Raw genomic sequence first — 20,108 nt, 5'->3', positions numbered from 1 at the left:
GAAAATAAAGTGTGTGAGTACACCTAAATTTCTAAATTTGCGTTTCCTATTATAAACACACTACAACGTAAATGAGCCATTTTAATGATTTTAACAATCCGCAGGTTGCGGCCTTGCCCGGTCATTTAAAACAATTTATAGTCGACCAGCACTACGAACATTACACACCTATTGACCATGCCGTTTGGCGCTATGTAATGCGCCAGAATTACAGCTATCTCAAAGATGTTGCCTACTATCCTTATATACCTGGCTTAACCAAAGCAGGGCTTACCATTGAACGCATCCCCGATTTGCAGGAAATGAATGACGCACTGGCCAAAATAGGCTGGGGCGCCGTTACCGTGGATGGTTTTATACCGCCTGCCGCTTTTATGGAGTACCAGGCTTACAGGGTACTGGTTATCGCTGCGGATATACGCCAGCTGAGGCATATTGAATATACCCCAGCGCCTGATATTATCCATGAGTCGGCAGGGCACGCACCTATTATTGCCGATAAGGATTACCACGAATACCTGAGTTATTTTGGTTCGATAGGGGCCAAGGCGATGTTTTCGGCGCAGGACTTTGAGTTGTACGAGGCCATTAGAGCTTTATCTATATTAAAGGAAATGCCCGATGCTGATGACGAGGAGATCAGCAAGGCTGAAGAGTTGGTGGCTTATCGCCAGGAAAATATGGGCGCACCATCTGAAATGGCCCTGCTGAGCCGCCTGCACTGGTGGACGGTAGAATACGGCCTGATCGGTACACTGGAAACGCCTAAAATTTATGGTGCGGGTCTGCTGTCGTCCATCGGCGAAAGTTCCAGTTGTATGAATCCTGGGATTGAAAAACTATGGTATTCTATTGATGCCCTGAATTATAGTTACGATATCACCAAGCCACAGCCGCAGCTGTTTGTAACTCCAACTTTTCAAAATCTGATAGATGTACTGGAAGAGTTTGCCAATACTATGTCTTTCCGTAAGGGCGGGGCGTATGGCTTGACCAAAGCTTTCGAGAGTAAAAACACTTGTACCGCGGTTTACAGCTCTGGCTTACAAGTATCTGGCACCATTACCGAATTTAAAGTTGATGGGCGCGATAATCCATACTTTATCAAAACTAGCGGCCCCACATCGTTAGCAGTAAACAACAAACAATTGCCGGGCCATGGTAAAAACTATCACACCGATGGTTTCAGTTCACCGGTAGGGAAACTGAAGAATATCCATACACCATTGGAGGATCTGACCGAAGAAGAACTCGAAAACATAGGCATCACCAAAGGTAAAACGGCAGAGCTCGACTTTGAAAGCGGTATAAGAGTTAAAGGAACGATAAAAACCATATTAGCCTTCCTGGGCAAAACGCAGCTCATTACATTTGCCGATTGTACAGTTACCGATAAAAAAGGGCACATATTGTTCGACCCATCATGGGGTGTGTACGATATGGCTGTTGGCGAAAGTGTCGTTTCTGTGTTTTGCGGCGCTGCCGATAAAGCTGCTTTTGAAGAGATCGTTTATAAATCAGAAACAGCTACTCATCACGCAGAATATGATCTGCGAACCAGGGAGCTGCATAAGCTTTACCAACAGGTACGCAACCGTCGGCAAACAGGCGGTGATTTTGGCTTCCTGGGTAATGTGTGGTTCATGTTGCAGAAAAACCATCACGACGATTGGCTTTGCGCCCTCGAAATATTGGAATTACTGGAGCATGAAGATGTTGAACCCGCACTGAGAACCGAGATCAGGCAATTTCTGCAACAGAAAGCCAAAGACGAACCCGAACTAAAAAAACTCATCAGTGACGGTTTTTATCTGATTGATCATCCTGTTGAACAAAAATTGGTATTTTAGGCGCGGTTAAACAGCCCCTCCCAACCCTCCCCGGGAGGGAGGGCTTTAAAAAATAAAGTCTCCCCTTCTGGGGGAGATTTAGAGGGGGCTAAGCTTATGAACATTATTATAACAGGCGCCAGCAGCGGCGTGGGATTTGAAGCAGTAATTGAACTGATACTTTCGGGTAACAACAAGGTAATTGCATTGGCCCGCTCGCAAGACAAGCTGGAGCGCCTGCTGGAAATTGCCCACGGACTTAACCCCGACTGCCAGTTATTTGCTCTTAATTTTGATATTGTACATGATGATTATGAGGGCTTGCAACAGTTTATAGCCTCCAATTTTGATAACCGGGTTGATGTATTGATTAACAACGCGGGCATGCTCATCAATAAGCCATTTACACAATTACTGGAAACCGATTTTGTAGAGATGCTGCAAAGCAATTTTATTGGTCACGTACGTATGATACAGGCATTATTGCCGCTGATGCCGGCTGGCTCACATATCCTCAACGTGGGTAGCATGGGTGGTTTCCAGGGCAGCGCCAAATTTCCGGGATTGACAGCCTACTCAGCAAGTAAGGCTGCGTTGCATACGCTAACTGAATGCCTGGCGCAGGAATTGACAGAGCAGGACATTAAAGTTAATTGCCTGGCCTTAGGATCTGCTCAAACGGAAATGCTCGAGAAAGCTTTCCCGGGTTATCAATCGCCGGTAATGGCTTTTGAAATGGGTAAATATATTGCTGATTTCGCGCTTACAGGGCATAAATTCTTTAATGGCAAGGTGTTACCTGTTGCCGCAACAACGCCGTAAATATTCTCCACGTCATTGCTGTAAGGTACGAAGCAATCCCCTATATACAGAGCGGATAATGCAAATCGTATACCCGCTCTTGGCCGCGGGAGAGCAAGTTACTTTTGTCGCCACAAAAGTAACCAAAAAGGCTTCAGCAGAAATGCTTCTTTACGCTCCTTGCTTTACCCTGCAAACCAGACAGAACCACGGACTGCAATTATTTTGCCCTACTTCATTCACTCATTTCCCACGCTTCAGCAAAAACTTGCTATGTCCCTACAACCGCGCAAGCCACCATCGTTCTGTCTGCTTTCGTCCGAAGCTTATCTGCTGACGGGAGGAAAAAAGATTTATACAACTATTTTTGTCATGCTGAACGGAGTGAAGCATCTATTGCGCGATATGCATGTTTACGAGTAGATCCTTCGTTCCTCAGGATGACAAATTTGTTAGATTGTATGGGAATAAATCGAGGTAATCCCAAAGTCCCCAAACCCCGAAAACCCCAAAGTCCCAAAATCTCAAATCTCATATCTCACATCTCACATCAAAATCCTATCTTTGCCCATGCAAGAAAAAATCCTCATTCTTGACTTTGGCTCGCAATTCACTCAACTCATCGCGCGCCGCGTCAGGGAGCTCAATATTTACTGTGAGATCCACCCCTTCAATCATTATCCCGAAATTGACAGCACTGTAAAAGGAATTATCCTTTCTGGTAGTCCTTATTCTGTAAGGCAGGAAGATGCACCTCATTTTGATTTCGCGCAGTTCCATACTACTCGTCCTATTTTAGGGGTTTGTTATGGTGCACAGTACGTGGCCCATTTTCATGGTGGCGAAGTATTAGCTTCAAGCACCCGCGAATATGGTCGTGCTAATCTGGATTATATTAACAAGGAAAATCCACTGTTTAAAAATATCCCCGAGAATTCACAGGTATGGATGTCGCATGGCGATACCATTGCCCGCATCGGCGATAATTTTGAGATCATTGCCAGTACCGATAGCGTAAAGGTGGCGGCTTACCAGGTAACCGGTACCCAAACTTATGGTATCCAGTTTCACCCGGAGGTAACCCACAGTATTGATGGCAAGCAATTGCTGGAGAATTTTTTGGTCGACATTTGCGGTTGCAAACAAGACTGGACACCAGATTCGTTCATCGAAACTACCATTGCAGCCCTGCGCGAAAAGCTGGGTGATGATAAAGTAGTACTAGGTTTATCAGGCGGTGTGGATTCATCGGTAGCGGCGGTTTTATTGCACCATGCTATCGGCAAAAACCTGCATTGCATATTTGTAGATAACGGCCTGCTGCGCAAGGACGAGTACGAACAAGTGCTCGACTCCTACAAGCACATGGGCTTAAACATAAAAGGTATTGACGCCAAGCAACGTTTCTATGACGCGTTGACTGGCCTTAAAGATCCCGAAAAGAAACGTAAAGCCATCGGTCGTGTGTTTATCGAAGTATTTGATGATGCCGCGCATGAGGTTCAGGACGTAAAATGGTTAGGACAAGGAACCATTTATCCCGATGTTATTGAATCGGTTTCGGTAAAAGGTCCATCAGCTACCATCAAATCGCACCATAACGTTGGCGGTTTACCCGATTTTATGAAATTGAAGGTGGTTGAACCGTTGAATACTTTATTTAAAGACGAAGTAAGGCGTGTAGGCAAGGCTTTAAACATCGATCCGAATATTTTAGGTAGGCATCCTTTTCCGGGTCCGGGTCTGGCTATCAGGATTTTAGGTGATGTTACACCAGAAAAAGTAGCTATATTGCAGGAGGCCGATGCGATTTATATCAACAATTTGCGGTCATATGGTGTTTACGATAAGGTTTGGCAGGCCGGTGCTATATTTTTGCCGGTACAATCTGTAGGGGTAATGGGCGATGAACGTACTTATGAGAACGTGATATGCCTGCGTGCTGTAGAATCACTGGATGGGATGACAGCTGATTGGTGCCATTTACCTTATGACCTGCTGGCCAAGATCTCTAACGAGATCATTAATAACGTAAAAGGAATTAACCGGGTAGTATATGATATCAGTTCAAAACCACCTGCTACCATTGAGTGGGAATAAATGGTTATTGTTTTTTAGCGCGGCGCTGATACTGGGTGCATGTTCACCAAAAGTGCGGCCTGTATCAACGCCCGTAAAACAAGTTGAAAAGCCCCAACCCAAGCCTGTAGAAAAACCTCCGGTAAAGCCCGCGGCAAAAGTTTCTGTGATATCTATGATATTGCCCATGGGGCTTGATCATGTAAGGCCGCGTAACTACAGCGGTGCCGGCCTGAGCCAGGCCAACATGAGCATTGAATACTACCAGGGTTTTAAACTGGCTTTAGACTCCCTGGCTGCCCAGGGTGCTAATTTCAAACTGCAACTTTTTGACTCAAAAGATGATGCCTCCGCGGCGCATAGCCTGGCTTATAACCCGCAGATAAGAACAAGCGACCTGGTGGTTGGCCCGGTATACCCGGATGGGATGAAACTGTTTACCTCAACCATGGGTATCCGCACGGCTATTTTGTCGCCATTATCACCTGCCTCGCCTGCTACTATTAAAAATAACAACCTCATTACGGTTATCCCCCCATTGGAATATCATGCTGTAGGTGCGGCGCAATACATCAATGATAAATTAAAACCTAAAAAAATATTCATTCTGCGTTCGGGCTTTAGCCAGGAGAACGATTATGTGGTAAACTTTAAAAAAGCAACCGACAGTTTAAGCAATAAAAAGATTAAAATTGTAAGCGTTATTATCACACGGGGTAAATTGAGCGGTTTGCTGCCACAGCTGTCAAAAACAGAGCGTAATGTGTTTGTGATACCGGCTACAGATCAGGCGTTTTTGGGTGTTACGCTGCGATCATTGGATACTTTAAACAAGAACTATCCCGTGGTACTGTTCGGGCACCCCAGTTGGGAGAAATTCAGCTTTTTAAAGGCCGATATATTGCAGCGTCTTAAAACGCATATTACCTCCAGCGATAAGGTGAATTACAAACAGGAAAGCACGATTGCTTTTTTACGTAACTATCGTAAAGTGTATCATGTGGAACCCACAGATTATGCCATAAAAGGCTTTGATGAAGGGCTGTATTTTGGTAAGCAGCTGTTGGAGGGCAACAAGGATATGTCGGCGATTGATAAAACCGATTTTACAGGTATACACAATGGTTTCCATTTTGTAAAAAAGCCTGGGTTAGGTTGGGTAAATACGCATGTAAATATATTAATGTATAGTAACTTTGAGTTAAAACAGGTAGAATGAAGGCTATAAACCAGCTTAAAACGTTTCAGCGAATATTGGGTGAATACCCTGCCGATACGCCTCTAAGTAAGTTTTTACCCGGCTTCTACAGGCAAAATAAACAAATGGGATCAACCGACAGGCGTATTGCCAACCGGTTGATGTACAATTATTTCCGGATAGGATTAACCCTCCGTAATTTACCGGCCGACGAGCGTTTGTTTGTCGCCGAGTTTTTGTGCAACACGCAAACCAATTCTTTTTTACAAAATTTTAAGCCCGACTGGGCTGCTTGTATCGGTTTTAATATCGACGACAAACTGGCCCTGGTAAAAACGGCACATCCTGATTTTGACCTGGAAGATGTGTTTCCCTGGGTGGCGCAATTATCTCCCGGTATCGATCGTAACGTTTTTTTAAGATCCTTCTTTTCCCAACCCGATCTTTTTATCCGGGTGCGCAATGGTTACGATCACCTGGTTAAGGGCGAGCTGACCAAAGCGCAGATCGTATTTAAAGACGAAGGGAATGGCTGTCTTTCGTTACCAAACGGTACCCGCCTCGAAACCATATTTCCCAAGCAGCACTGGTTTGAGGTGCAGGATTTTTCGTCGCAGCAAACCGGCGATTTTTTCAGGCCGCAACGTTGGGATAGCTGGTGGGATGCCTGCGCGGCTTCGGGCGGTAAATCGCTGTTGCTGCATGAAGATGAGCCCAACATCAAGCTGGTGGTTTCAGATATCCGCGAATCGGTGCTGACCAACCTGGATGAGCGTTTTCACCTGGCTGGTTTAACCAAATATCAGAAAAAAGCGCTTGACCTTACCACCAATGTGGATCAAACACTGCATGATTATGCATTTGATGGCATTATACTGGATGCTCCCTGCAGCGGCTCGGGTACCTGGGGCCGTACGCCCGAAATGATAGCCCAGTTTGATCAGCATAAGATCGAATTTTTCCAGAAGCTGCAAAAAAGTATCGCCCAAAACGTAGTAAAATATCTGAAGCCCGGTAAACCGCTTATTTATATCACCTGCTCGGCCTTTAAAGGCGAGAACGAGGATGTGGTCGATTTTCTGGTGAAAGAGCTTGGCTTAAAGCTGGAAGAAAGCAAAATACTCAAAGGCTATGAGCGCCGGGCCGATACCATGTTTGTGGCCAGGCTGAGCCCGCCAACCTCCTGACATTAAAAAACATGTCATTGCGAGGAGGAACGACGAAGCAATCTCGTAGCGTTTAATATGCAAGCGAGGAGATTGCCACGCTATCGCTCGCAATGACATGGTTTTTATGATCCTACCTGTAACAAACCATGGCATCCGTTCGTCTGTATAAGCAAACAATATACTATGGACATCAACCTGATCAGCATCAATGATTTCAATATAGCCGAGATCGTATCCAATATCATCGAAATTAACAACGCGCAGGATGCGTTGGATATATTGGCCAATTGCGCCTATCAGGATGCCAGGAGGATAGTGATGTACCAAGAAAATATCACCGATAGTTTCTTCGACCTGAAAACAACGCTTGCAGGCGATGTGCTCCAAAAATTTTCTAACTACAATGTTAAATTGGCCATTGTTGGTGATTTTTCAAAGTACAGCAGCCAAAGCCTGCGTGATTTTATTTACGAGAGTAATAAAGCCGGCAGGATCAGTTTTGTATCCACTCGCGACGAAGCTATTGATGCCTTATCAAAAGGAATCAGGGTTTAAGCAACTAAAAAAATGAAAATAAATTTGCGCAATTGATCGGTTGCGCTTATATTTGCAATCAATCGGTTGCAAATAATATGAGACGAGACATTTTTCAAGCTATTGCAGACCCTACGCGGCGGGCAATTTTAGGTTTACTGGCGCTGCAGGCGATGACACCAAATGCTATTGCCGAACACTTTGACAGTAGTCGCCAGGCGGTATCCAAACATATCCAGATCCTGGCGGAATGCGAAGTGATTAAGCAGCAGCAAACCGGCAGAGAAATTTATTACCACTTTAATCCCCAGAAGATGAAAGAAATTGACTTATGGCTCGAGCGTTTCCGCAAGTTGTGGGACGATCGTTTTGATCAGTTAGATAACCTATTAAAAAACCTGTAAAACAAATTCAATATGAGTACAAAAACTGAGATCACCAAAGATCTGGCTAACAAAAAACTACGCGTTATTAGGGAATTTGCCGCCCCTGTTGAAAAAGTATGGAAAGCATGGACAGACGTTAGTCTGCTGGAACAATGGTGGGCACCAAAGCCCTGGAAAGCCGTATCTAAATCATACGATTTTAGTGAAGGCGGTTTCTGGTTGTATTGTATGACCGGGCCCAATGGCGAGGCAGCCTGGTGCCGGGTTAACTTTAAAACGATCACCCCACAGCAAAGCTTTACTTCTACCGCCTTGTTCTGCGACGAAAATGGCGTTATAAACCCTGATTTTCCAGCGATGCACTGGCTGGTTACCTTTAACACGATTGGAGCAGTTACCCAGGTAGTAGCAGAGCTCACGTTTGATAACGAAGCCGATCTGGAAAAAATTGTTGCTATGGGCTTTGAGGCGGGCTATACCATGGCATTGGACAACCTGGACGAGCTATTGGGGGCTTAACTATTATTATCATATTAAAGAAAGGGAGGCTGTCCGGAAGGAGAGTCTCCTTTTATATTTTAATGATAAATAAGGTTCAAAAACGAAGGCTGTCACCCTGAGCTCCGTCGAAGGGTAGAGCGCAGAGGCCTGCCCACCATGCTTCGACGAGGCTCAGCATGACACCCTTTTTAACTACTGCTTCTTGATAAAACTCCCCCTTCAGGGGGCAGGGGGGTTATAGGTGTGTATTACTCCTGAACAGTTTAATAGCTATAGCCAGCAAAATGATCCCGAATGATTTTCGCAGGATGCTCAGGCCAACGGGGCCTAACAATTTTTCGATCCATTTTACATTTTTGAGCACGAAGTATACTACAATGGTATTTAATACAATACCCACCAGAATGTTCTGGGTTTGATATTGTGATTTGAGCGAGAGCAGGGTAGTCATGGTACCCGCACCGGCAATCAGCGGAAAAGCCAGGGGTACTATAGAAGCCGACAGCGGAACTTCCTCTTTAAAAAAATCAACACCAAGCACCATTTCCATCGCGATGATAAATATCACCAGCGAACCGGCTATGGCAAACGAGGCTACATCCAGGCCGATAACAGCCAGTAATTCGTCGCCCACAAAAAGAAACACCACCATTAAAATCAGTACGGCTATGCTGGCTTTTTCCGATTCGATATGCCCCACGCGCTGCCTTACCTGTATAATTACGGGTATGGCGCCAAGAATATCAATAATGGCGAAAAGGATCATGGTAACGGATAGTACTTCCCTGAAAACTAATGGATGCATGGCTGTAGGGTTTATGCTGGTGCAAAAATGCGATTAAAATATAAAGAAAGATAAAAAGAAAATACGATGTGCCGAAATTTATACGGCAAATGTTTGCAAAGGTGGGCATAAAAAAAGATCCTGAGTAATCAGGATCTTTTTTTATAAGAGTAATAACTTGATGAACTTATTCCATAAATTTAGGATTGATCGGGTCTACCGCAGCTTCAACCTTGCCATGTCTTACATGCGAACGTTTGATGCTGTAACCGAAGTAGATCACAAAGCCGATCAGCAACCAAACAATAAGACGGGCCCAGTTTTCCCAACCTTCACTGGCAATCATACACAAGCAGATCAATGCACCTAGCGGGCAAACGATCATATAAAGTGGCGTCTGGAACGGACGAACAATGTTTGGATCAGTTCTGCGCAGGATGAATATACCTATACAAACCAGCACAAATGCAAATAAAGTACCAATACTCACCATATCGCCTACATATTTATCAGGGATAAAACCTGCGAATATAGATACAAACACAAAAAATAACCATTGTGATTTATAAGGTGTGCGGAATTTTGGGTGAAGCTTAGAGAATACTTTTGGGATCAAACCATCGGTGCTCATGGTATAAAACACACGGGTTTGGCCCATCAGCATCACCAGGATTACCGAAGAAAAACCCGCAAGTATAGATACGGTAACAAGGGAAGCTAACCAACCATAACCAGGCATCGCCGTTTTAATAGCGTAGCTTACAGAAGCTTCTTTACCTTGTATCAGGAAATCTTTGTAAGAAACTAAGCCGGTTAATACGTGTGAAAACAGGATGTATAGCGCAGTACAAATAACCAATGATATCAGGATACCTTTTGGCATATCTTTTTGCGGGTTTTTAGCTTCCTGCGCAGCGGTTGATACCGCATCGAAACCAATAAAGGCGAAGAATACTACACTAGCGCCGCGTAACACACCCAACCATCCATGGTTAAAAGTATCGCCATAATCAACAATACCGGTACTCACCTTTACTGTACCTGCATTAGCAGGGATCATATAAGGTGTGTGAAAAGCCGGATTAATGAAATGCCAGCCCAAACCGATAATAAGCAGCACAATAGCTACTTTAACAATTACAATAATGTTGTTTACAATAGCCGACTCGGCCATACCGCGTATCAGCAATAAGGTAAGCAGGAATATAATTAATATAGCCGGCAGGTTAACGATACCCCGGGTACCCAACTCCGCAGCGTACATGCCGGAAGTAGTGTTTGACACTTCGAAGAAGGAGTGTGTCCACTGATAGGGGATATGGAAATTGAAAAATGTAATTAAAAATTCGTTGAAATACTGTGACCAGCCAATGGCTACTGTAGCTGCTCCAAGCGCGTACTCCAGTACCAAATCCCAGCCTATGATCCAGGCTATAAATTCGCCCATGGTAGCGTAAGAGTAGGTATAAGCCGAACCGGCTATCGGTATCATACTGGCAAATTCTGCATAGCATAAACCGGCCAGGGCGCAACCAGCGGCTGCAATAAGGAATGAAATGGTAACAGCCGGACCTGCATGTTCACCGGCTGCCGCTGCTGTACGCACAAAAATACCGGCTCCAATGATAGCACCAATACCCAGTGCTATTAGCGATCCAACACCTAAGGTTCTTTTCAGCGATTTCTCCGTCTCGACAGAGGCAGCCATCAATTGCTGAATAGGCTTCTTAATAAATAACTTCATTTGAAAATAGTAAGATCAGTTTTAAAAAATTAAAAATTCACATTCCCCCAAACGTACTTAAATTTATTGAAATCCTAAAGTGCGGAATGTAACAATGGAATAATGAGGTATTTCCAAATAAAAGTATGCACAATCGAGTAAATCTATAGGTAATCAGATTTTTATAAGGGCTTATATAAGTGTCTCATTTGTAATGGAAGTACGCAAAATGCCGTGTTTGGCTAACACTTTGCTTTTTGGATAAAATTAGAGCTAAACAGGGAGGAATAAAAACCAAAAAATGTTTTTAAAGTTAAATGGATCTGCCTTCTTTTTCCGACTGATTTATTCTTGTTTTGCTTAAAAAGATATGTTAACCGATAAAGTTTTGTTGTCCTTTACCGGTTTCAAAACGCTATAATTTCAAGCGTGGTTTATATCCAGAACGTGATTTCCACTTTCTGAGTGGAATATGATCTTTGTCCAGAATGCTTCGGCCTTCTTATCGGTCGGGAACCAGTTCCGGTTCGGATCAACCAATATAAACAAACCGGCTTCATCGCCCAGGGCCATAAAATTATCCTGTTTCGGTTGTTTGGCATAATAATCCAGACCATATCTGGCTATAAGATCATCGGCACAGACTTGCACGTTTTCGGCAACGATGCCAATTTCACTTACATGGAGGATGGAGTTACCACTAAACGGAGCCTCGGATTGGTTTTGAAGATCGTATCTGCATATCAGCTCCAGCAGATTGCCATTGTTGTCATAAAAATAAAATGAGCGGGCGTTCCAAAGTTTGATGTCCGAAAGATAATTGTCAGTTGTAACGGGGAGTATAGCCACCTTTTCTTTTATCCACGCAAACGCTTCTTCGAGTTTATTGGTAGGGATATCAAACGCGAGATGATAGTTTGGGTTAAGGCTTTCTGTTGAATTGATAAAGATGACCTCGGTTTTGCCTATCAGGAATGAAACCTCCTGATCTGTTTTTTGGTTAGTTTTAATATCGAGTACATGATTGTAAAATTGCTCTGTTGCCGAGAGGTCATTCGTCAGTAAATGAATTTCCTTAATTTTCATAGTAGTGCAGAATAATGTGATGTCTGCTAATTTAAAAATTACACAATACCCAGCGCACTATAAATAAAAACATGGAAATAAAATGATAAAGTATGTAACGGAAAACTAAAGCCAAGTTTAATTATTAGCCTTAAGATTCGGGAAAAAGTAGGCAAGTACATTAAACAGAATAGAGAGTATTACAAAAAGGAGAATCAATTGACCTGTTCGCTTTGTTTTTAATTGAAAAGCGACAAAGAAAGATAATGCGGCATTAAATAATGTGATAGCAATAATGCCCGATAAAAATTCGTGCAAATTATAATCAATGATCATGATTAGCATCACGCCGTGAAAAAGACACTCTGCTATAAAAAATATACATGTACTGTAAAGCATTAAAAGAATAATACTGATATCCTGTTGTACTTTTATGAGGCTTTTTTGAGCTATGATAAGTACCGTAATGCAGATGGCACAAAGTATAGCGCCATTTGTTTTAACAGGTGTAAAGGGTATAAATTCAGGAATATTTAATGGAGACTCGAATAAAATATACCAATTGGCTAAAAATGCAACAAAAGTGATAAGGCTGTATTTAATAATAATCTTGTAAATGGGTTTCATGATTACTAAAATATAAAAAAAAGCCACCCTCGCAGGCGGCTCTTCTCAACACTATTTATTTGAATTAAAGGTTTTTGTCGGTTTTGATTACCACATGTGTATTGATGGATTGCCTGTGCAGCTCCCGTTGTATACGCGGACTGGTTTCAACCAAATGATTCAGGTGCGGCGCGATCACGAGTGAAACGATCGACATCAGTTTGATGAGGATGTTCATGGATGGGCCGGAAGTATCTTTAAACGGATCGCCTACGGTATCACCGGTTACAGATGCTTTATGCGGCTCTGATTTTTTGTAATGGATTTCGCCATTGATCTCTACGCCTTTCTCAAATGATTTTTTGGCATTATCCCATGCGCCGCCAGCGTTGCTCTGGAAAATACCCATCAATACGCCCGATACGGTAACACCGGCCAGTAAGCCACCCAGTACTTCGGGTCCAAAGGCAAAACCAATAATGATTGGAGTGATCAAGGCGATCAAACCTGGGGCAACCATCTCGCGGATAGAGGCTTTGGTTGATATAGCCACGCATTTTTCATACTCGGGTTTGGCTTTGTATTCCATAATGCCCGGTATCTCGCGAAACTGGCGCCTTACTTCCTCCACCATGGCCATAGCTGCACGACCAACGGCCGAGATACATAAAGCCGAGAAGATGAACGGGATCATCCCGCCCACAAATAGGCCAGCTAAAACGTCGGCTTTATAAATATCAATATGCTCGATACCAGCCACACCCACAAATGCCGCAAATAAGGCCAGTGAGGTTAATGCTGCCGAAGCGATAGCGAAACCTTTACCGGTTGCTGCGGTAGTATTACCTACAGCATCCAGGTTGTCTGTACGGTGACGAACTTCTTCGGGCAAGCGGCTCATTTCGGCAATACCCCCGGCGTTATCGGCAATAGGGCCAAATGCGTCGATAGCCAATTGCATGGCTGTAGTAGCCATCATACCTGCTGCAGCGATAGCTACACCATACAAACCCGCGAAATGATAAGAACCATAAATACCCGATGCCAACACCAGGATAGGCAATACGGTTGATTCCATCCCTACGGCCAAACCGCCAATAATATTGGTAGCATGACCGGTTGATGATTGGCGGATAATGCTTAATACCGGGCGTTTACCCATAGCCGTATAATATTCGGTGATGATGGACATTAAAGTGCCTACGATCAAACCAACAACTATCGACATGAAAACTCCGTTTTTGGTGAATATCAGAGCCCCAGCCTTAATACCGCCGTTCACTTCATCCCGAGACATGTGAAATTCTCCGGCCGGTAACATCCATTGTACCACAAAATAGGTGGCTATGGCGGTTAATACGATAGATGCCCAATTGCCTATATTCAGCGCTTTTTGCACACTGTCGGTTTCATTTTTAATTCTTACAAATGACGCACCAACAATAGAGAATATCAAACCTAAACCGGCAATTACCATTGGTAATAGTATAGGAGCAATACCTCCGAAACTATCATGCGATACAATTTCGCGACCCAGTACCATGGTAGCCAACATGGTGGCCACGTACGATCCGAATAAATCGGCGCCCATACCAGCAACGTCGCCCACGTTATCGCCTACGTTATCGGCAATGGTGGCGGGGTTACGTACATCATCTTCGGGGATACCCGCTTCTACCTTTCCTACAAGGTCGGCACCCACATCGGCGGCTTTGGTATAAATACCACCGCCCACACGGGCAAATAAAGCTATAGATTCGGCACCTAATGAAAAACCGGCTAAAACATCAAGCGCTTTGGCCATGGCTTCACCATTAACAGTGCCGCCTGCAACATTAACAACATAATATTGATAAAAAACAATAAACAGGGAGCCTAAGCCAATAATGGCCAAACCGGCTACGCCTAAACCCATTACCGTACCACCGGTAAAGGAAACTTTTAATGCTTTGGCCAAGCTGGTACGCGCTGCCTGTGTAGTGCGCACATTGGCTTTGGTTGCAATACGCATTCCCAAATAGCCTGCAAAAGCCGATAAAAAGGCGCCTATTAAAAATGAAATGGCTATAACCGGGCTTGATGTAGCCACAGTAGTGCCAGACCAGGCCAGTAATAAACCAGCAACTACCACAAAGCCACCCAGCACTTTCCACTCTGCACGTAAAAAGGCCATTGCCCCATCGGCAATGTAACCGGCCAGCTGGGCCATGTCTCCGTCGCCGGCATCTTGTTTGGTAACCCAGGCAGCTTTAACCGCCATAGCGAGAATGCCGACAAGGCCTATCACCGGAATTAAGTAGATCAAGTAATTGTTCAAAAAATCCATATTCACAAATTTGGTTTATAAATGGTAGTTAGGAGCAAGGATTTTGAGAACAAGGAGCAAGGAGAATTTCAAAAGAGATATTTTGCGGTATATCTAAAATCTTTATATTTGATATCCGATCCTCGTTCTAAAAATCATTGCCCCACAAATCCTTAATCCTTAGCCTCTATTAATTGGTGGATGCAAAATAGTAATTTTATTTTCTTTACCAAGAGCCTCCTGATTATAAAGTTTTTTAAATAGTTTAGGACCTTAAAACCCCTTTGAATAACGTATGACAAAAAAAACTGATCAACCAAAAATGAAACATGAACTGAGCCTGCTCGATGGCACCATGCTGGTGGCGGGTTCTATGATAGGTTCGGGTATTTTCATTGTAAGCGCGGATATTATCCGCAACGTAGGCTCAGCCGGCTGGTTGATAGCTATTTGGGTACTCACTGGTTTCATGACCCTCACCGCCGCTTTAAGCTATGGCGAGCTAAGTGGCATGTTCCCCAAAGCAGGCGGTCAGTATGTTTACCTGAAAGAAGCTTATAACAAATTCATTGCTTTTTTATATGGCTGGAGTTTATTTGCAGTAATACAAACAGGAACTATCGCTGCGGTAGGCGTGGCTTTCAGCAAGTTTACTGCTTATATAATGCCGGATTCTTTGAAATTTCTTGTCAGTGAAGATTATATCGTATTAAACGCGGGATCATTTAAAATAAGTTCAGCGCAGTTGGTATCTATCATACTCATTATCTTTTTAACCTTTGTAAATACAAGAGGTGTTAAGGCTGGCAAGCTGATACAAACTACATTTACCCTGACCAAATTGTTAAGTTTATTCGGGCTGATCATTTTTGGTTTTATTATGCTGAAACCAGATGTATGGCATGCCAACTGGACAAATGCCTGGAGTCTGCATAATTTAAATAAGGATGGGAGTATCACCAACCTAACAATGGGTGCGGCTTTAGGTGCTATTGCCGCGGCAATGGTTGGTTCTATATTCAGCAGCGATGCCTGGAATAGCGTAACCTTTATTGCCGGTGAAATGAAAAACCCTAAACGTGATGTGGCCATAAGTCTGGGTTTAGGTACTTTGATTGTGACCATTATCTACGTATCGGCAAATGTGGTGTACACTGGTGTTTTACCATTACATGAGATAGCTACTGCCGAAAAAGACCGCGTGGCTGTTGCCGCATCACATGTGATATTCGGTAACATAGGTACCATCATTATCGCTTTAATGATCATGGTTTCAACCTTTGGCTGTAATAACGGGCTGATATTATCAGGCGCCAGGGTTTACTATACCATGGCTAAAGATGGTCTGTTCTTTAAACAAACAGGTACTTTAAATAAATTTTCTGTTCCGCAATTTGGTTTGTGGTTACAATGTATTGTGGCATCATTACTTTGTTTAAGTGGCCGATATGGCGATTTGTTGGATATGATATCTTTTGTGGTGGTTATATTTTACATATTAACTATTGTAGGTATCTATATTTTACGCAAAAAACTCCCCGATGCTGAACGACCATATAAAGCAGTAGGATATCCTGTTTTACCCGCCATTTATATTTTGATGGGATTGGCATTTTGTGGTTTATTATTTGCCTATAAAAGAGATTACGCCCTGTACGGATTATTAATTGTATTAATAGGTATCCCATTATATTTTATATCGCAGCGGAACGTTAAACATGAGGATGAAACGGTTACTGATAGTTAGTTTATTTTTAATAAGCGGGCAACTTTATGCCCAGGATCTTCAGCAGAAATTATCTAATGCCTTTGGCAGGCTGCAGGCCGATAGCCAGTGTCTTTATGCCTCAGTATCATTAACCGTGCTTGACGCCAAAACCGGCGAGCAGGTATTTACAGCCAATCCCAATATGGGATTGGCTACTGCATCTACCCTCAAAACCATCACCAGTATTACTGCCTTTAATGTTTTAGGGGCCGATTTTAAATACCAGACCCAATTGGGTTATGCCGGAGAAATTACAGCTGAAGGTACCCTGAACGGCGATGTAATTATCAAAGGTGCCGGAGACCCTACCCTGGGCAGCTGGCGGTATGAACAAACCCAGGAGGCCCACGTATTGGCTCTGATGACCGATGCCTTGAAAAAGGCCGGGATAAAAAAAATAAACGGTCGTGTTATTGGCGACGACAGTATTTTCGGCACCCAATCTATCCCCGAGGGATGGATCTGGCAGGATGTGGGCAATTATTATGGCGCGGGCACCTCGGGCCTTTGCTGGCGCGAGAACCAGTTTGATATTAAACTGCGTACCGGCGCGGTAGGTAACCCGGTTGGGATATCACGTACCGTTCCCACAATTCCATACCTCAGTTTTAAAAGCGAACTAATAAATGGCGAAGCGGGCAGCGGCGATAACGCCTATGCTTTTTTGCCTGTTGGCGGCACGGTGATGTATCTGCGTGGCAGCTATGCAATTGATAAGGAGAAGAAAAGTATATCGGTAGCCATGCCGGATGCTGCTTATGATGCTGCCCTGCGTTTATCAGACACATTAAAAAAATTAGGCGTTTTGGTAAGCGGAGGCCCGGAATCGGCTGCTACTTTAGCTGCTAAAGATTTAAAATTGCCCCTCATCACCAAAAACATAACTACCATATTCTCACCACCGCTGAGCAGGATAGTTTATTGGCTCAACCAAAAAAGTATTAACCTGTATGCCGAGCAATTACTCAAAACCATTGCCTGGAAACAGGGCCGCAAACCCACCTCGGCAAACGGCGTAGAAGAGGTTCAAAAATTCTGGAAAGCGCGTGGCATCGACCCAAATAGTATCAATACCTACGATGGCAGCGGTCTTTCGCCCGGCGATAGGGTAACTACCTTAACGCTGGCCAAAATATTACAATCGGCCAAAAAGGAAAGCTGGTTTGCCAACCTTTACGAGAGCCTGCCTGTTTATAATGATATGAAAATGAAAAGCGGCAGCATCAACAGTGTACTTTGCTATGCCGGCTATCAAACACATAATGGTCGGGAGTTATGTTTCTCCATCATGGTGAACAACTTCAATGGATCAAGCCGGGGAATCAAAGAAAAAATGTTCAGGGTATTGGATGTGCTGAAGTAGACAGCCCCCCAAGCCCCTGAAGGGGGAGCTTTTTGATTTGCGGTTTTGTATTATTCTTTATAAAACTTTGTAAGTTTATATATCAATAATAAACCATGAAAAATTTAAGCATAACCGCCATCCTTATAGCATTCACCCTTTTCGCCTGTAAGCCGAAAACTAATCCTGTTGATGAAGTTAAAAGCGTCCGGTTTAAATTTACCGAACTGGGCCGCGAAACCCAGTTCAGGATAACCTGCGATAAATTTGATTATTATTTCCCCGAAGGCAAGGTTAAAAATTTCATCCAGAAAGCATCTGTTGATAGTGTAATGCTGTTATTAACCGATATGAAAAGGACAGATGACGGCTTTCAGCCTGATGTACGCGGGAAAATATATATTAACCATCCTAATAACGCTGTTGACACCTTATGCGTAGGTGTAAAAGTACTCACTTATAAAAGTGCCACATACGAAACGCCACAATCTTTGCTGGCGCTGATACAGAAATAATAACCCCAGATATAAAATAAATATGTCATTGCGAGCGCAGCGTGGCAATCTCATCGCGTTCTCATGAATAAGAATAGCTACGAGATTGCTTCGTCGTTTCTCCTCCTATGTTTGTCAATAATTATACTTGTATGATTTATGAGTGAAAAAGAATGAGAGCACGTTACTCCTAAATAGCTATAGGCATATTGTTTGCGAGATATTGCCTCATTCTTTACACTTTCTTGAGTTTGAACAGAATGTAAGGAATACTGCATAGCGGTATATCCAGGATAGCCAGCAGGAGGAAAAACGAAGGAAGGTTTTCACTTACGAAGTGAACAGTCACAACTATTTTATGGTAAAAAGATTATTAAAACAAGTGGTCGGTATTGATGTAGCTCAAAAAGAGCTTGTCGTATCCTTAGGAAAGATGGACGAAGATGCCCTAAGCCTCATTTATGCGTTTAAGACTTTCTCCAATAACCAAAAGGGATTCACTGCTTTAGTACAATGGGTAGCAAAACAAACAGTAGAAGCCTTTCCGTTACGGTATGTTATGGAAGCTACAGGAGTCTATCATGAATCACTAGCTTATTTCTTAGTAGCCAAAGCCTATCGTGTAAGCATTGTTATGCCTAACAAGATCACCAACTTCTTCAAAACTCTGGAAACTAAAACAATAACGGATAAATCTATGGCAGAAGCCATTGCCTTATTTGGATTAGAAAAAAAGCTTGATGATTGGGTTCAGCCAAAGAAAGTATTCAGAAACCTAAGGCAACTAACCCGTGAGCGGGATCAGTTAACGGTTGAAAGGACTATGCTAAAGAATCAGCTGCATGCAGAGCAAACAGAGGCTGATCCAAGCGAGACCGCCATTGAGCGGATGAAATTCCGCACCAAGGTAATCAATACCCAGCTCAAAGAAATAATGGCAGAAACAAAAGCCATAATTGATGATGATGTAGAAATAAAGCGCACGGTAGAACTGATCACATCTATACCCGGAATAGGCCCGCTAACCGCTGCTGTAGTGATAGCTGAAACCAATGGCTTTGAATTAATAAGTAGTAAAAAACAGCTAACCAGTTATGCCGGCCTGGATGTTAAAGAGAAGGAATCGGGCACATCGGTCAAAGGTAAGTCCAAAATATCTAAAAGAGGAAACCGATATCTGAGAAAGGCGATGTATATGCCAGCTATGGCTGCCATAAGGCATTCAGAGAGGTATAAGGCTGTCTTTGTGAGAATAGTTTCCAGAAACGGCATTAAAATGAAGGCATGTGTAGCCGTGCAGCGAAAATTGCTGGAGATGGCTTATACCATTTATAAAACCAAAACCCCTTATCAAGCGGATTATTTGCAAATTAGGACAACAGAATGAACCGGCATTAAATAATTAGAGCAGCCGCTTTAAAAAAGGGCCGCCCTAAACAGGCTGACATAAAGCCGCCTAAGACTCAAAGATAAAATAAATCCCCTCAATTAATTGCATATCAACACAGAATCTCGCAATGACAT

17 protein-coding genes are annotated in these 20,108 nt (G+C 43.3%); 12 read left to right on the top strand and 5 right to left on the bottom strand.

Annotation, left to right across the window (positions count from 1 at the left end):
* Positions 1-71: 71 nt before the first annotated feature.
* The 8 genes from BW976_RS25400 to BW976_RS25360 all read left to right on the top strand — a co-directional run bounded on the left by BW976_RS25400 (position 72) and on the right by BW976_RS25360 (position 8,515).
* Positions 72-1,850, top strand: a complete 1,779-nt coding sequence (locus BW976_RS25400) for an aromatic amino acid hydroxylase (protein WP_076377869.1) — start codon at positions 72-74, stop codon at positions 1,848-1,850.
* A gap of 96 nt (positions 1,851-1,946) precedes the next feature.
* On the top strand, positions 1,947-2,651 hold the full coding sequence (locus tag BW976_RS25395; protein ID WP_076377867.1) for an SDR family NAD(P)-dependent oxidoreductase: 705 nt from the start codon (positions 1,947-1,949) through the stop codon (positions 2,649-2,651).
* 549 nt (positions 2,652-3,200) lie between these two features.
* Complete coding sequence (gene guaA, locus BW976_RS25390; RefSeq protein ID WP_076377865.1) at positions 3,201-4,730, top strand: glutamine-hydrolyzing GMP synthase; 1,530 nt, start codon at positions 3,201-3,203, stop codon at positions 4,728-4,730.
* Positions 4,687-5,928 (top strand): ABC transporter substrate-binding protein, encoded by a 1,242-nt coding sequence (locus BW976_RS25380; protein ID WP_139332422.1) that lies wholly within the window; start codon positions 4,687-4,689, stop codon positions 5,926-5,928. The genes guaA and BW976_RS25380 overlap by 44 nt, the downstream gene beginning before the upstream one ends.
* The gene (locus tag BW976_RS25375) at positions 5,925-7,094 is read left to right on the top strand and encodes an RsmB/NOP family class I SAM-dependent RNA methyltransferase (protein WP_076377859.1); all 1,170 of its coding nucleotides are present in this window, start codon (positions 5,925-5,927) and stop codon (positions 7,092-7,094) included. Before BW976_RS25380 ends, BW976_RS25375 begins: the two co-directional genes overlap by 4 nt.
* Positions 7,095-7,259: 165 nt before the next feature.
* The gene (locus BW976_RS25370) at positions 7,260-7,631 is read left to right on the top strand and encodes a DUF4180 domain-containing protein (protein ID WP_076377857.1); all 372 of its coding nucleotides are present in this window, start codon (positions 7,260-7,262) and stop codon (positions 7,629-7,631) included.
* 77 nt (positions 7,632-7,708) lie between these two features.
* Positions 7,709-8,014, top strand: coding sequence for an ArsR/SmtB family transcription factor (locus tag BW976_RS25365; protein ID WP_076377855.1), 306 nt, complete (start codon positions 7,709-7,711; stop codon positions 8,012-8,014).
* Between the two features lie 12 nt (positions 8,015-8,026).
* Positions 8,027-8,515 carry an SRPBCC family protein gene (locus BW976_RS25360; protein ID WP_076377853.1) on the top strand — a complete coding sequence of 163 codons (489 nt, stop codon included), beginning with the start codon at positions 8,027-8,029 and terminating at the stop codon, positions 8,513-8,515.
* 217 nt (positions 8,516-8,732) lie between these two features.
* Here the strand turns inward: BW976_RS25360 and BW976_RS25355 are convergent, their stop codons facing one another.
* From BW976_RS25355 to BW976_RS25335, 5 genes are all read right to left on the bottom strand, one after another.
* Positions 8,733-9,302 carry a MarC family protein gene (locus tag BW976_RS25355; protein ID WP_076377851.1) on the bottom strand — a complete coding sequence of 190 codons (570 nt, stop codon included), beginning with the start codon at positions 9,300-9,302 and terminating at the stop codon, positions 8,733-8,735.
* Positions 9,303-9,468: 166 nt separating this feature from the next.
* Positions 9,469-11,025: an amino acid permease gene (locus BW976_RS25350; RefSeq protein WP_076377849.1), complete on the bottom strand. Its 1,557-nt coding sequence runs from the start codon at positions 11,023-11,025 to the stop codon at positions 9,469-9,471.
* A gap of 402 nt (positions 11,026-11,427) precedes the next feature.
* Complete coding sequence (locus tag BW976_RS25345) at positions 11,428-12,090, bottom strand: VOC family protein (RefSeq protein WP_076377847.1); 663 nt, start codon at positions 12,088-12,090, stop codon at positions 11,428-11,430.
* Between the two features lie 117 nt (positions 12,091-12,207).
* Entirely contained in the window at positions 12,208-12,696 is a 489-nt protein-coding gene (locus BW976_RS25340; protein ID WP_076377845.1) for a hypothetical protein, read from the bottom strand.
* Positions 12,697-12,760: 64 nt separating this feature from the next.
* Entirely contained in the window at positions 12,761-15,001 is a 2,241-nt protein-coding gene (locus tag BW976_RS25335) for a sodium-translocating pyrophosphatase (protein WP_076377843.1), read from the bottom strand.
* A gap of 274 nt (positions 15,002-15,275) precedes the next feature.
* Here BW976_RS25335 and BW976_RS25330 point away from each other — a divergent pair, with 274 nt between their 5' ends.
* The 4 genes from BW976_RS25330 (at position 15,276) to BW976_RS25315 (ending at position 19,971) form a co-directional block, all read left to right on the top strand.
* The gene (locus tag BW976_RS25330; protein WP_076377841.1) at positions 15,276-16,727 is read left to right on the top strand and encodes an APC family permease; all 1,452 of its coding nucleotides are present in this window, start codon (positions 15,276-15,278) and stop codon (positions 16,725-16,727) included.
* Positions 16,705-18,111: a D-alanyl-D-alanine carboxypeptidase/D-alanyl-D-alanine endopeptidase gene (gene dacB, locus BW976_RS25325; protein ID WP_076377839.1), complete on the top strand. Its 1,407-nt coding sequence runs from the start codon at positions 16,705-16,707 to the stop codon at positions 18,109-18,111. The genes BW976_RS25330 and dacB overlap by 23 nt, the downstream gene beginning before the upstream one ends.
* A gap of 95 nt (positions 18,112-18,206) precedes the next feature.
* Positions 18,207-18,605, top strand: coding sequence for a hypothetical protein (locus BW976_RS25320; protein ID WP_076377837.1), 399 nt, complete (start codon positions 18,207-18,209; stop codon positions 18,603-18,605).
* 337 nt (positions 18,606-18,942) lie between these two features.
* A complete protein-coding gene (locus BW976_RS25315) occupies positions 18,943-19,971 on the top strand; it encodes an IS110 family RNA-guided transposase (protein ID WP_076373383.1) in 1,029 nt (342 codons plus the stop codon).
* Positions 19,972-20,108: the final 137 nt, after the last annotated feature.

The organism is Mucilaginibacter lappiensis (genome assembly GCF_900155965.1).
In the GTDB taxonomy this organism is placed as follows: domain Bacteria; phylum Bacteroidota; class Bacteroidia; order Sphingobacteriales; family Sphingobacteriaceae; genus Mucilaginibacter; species Mucilaginibacter lappiensis.
The sequence above is the reverse complement of the archived record's forward strand: the minus strand, read 5'-3'. Positions and strand labels throughout refer to the sequence as shown.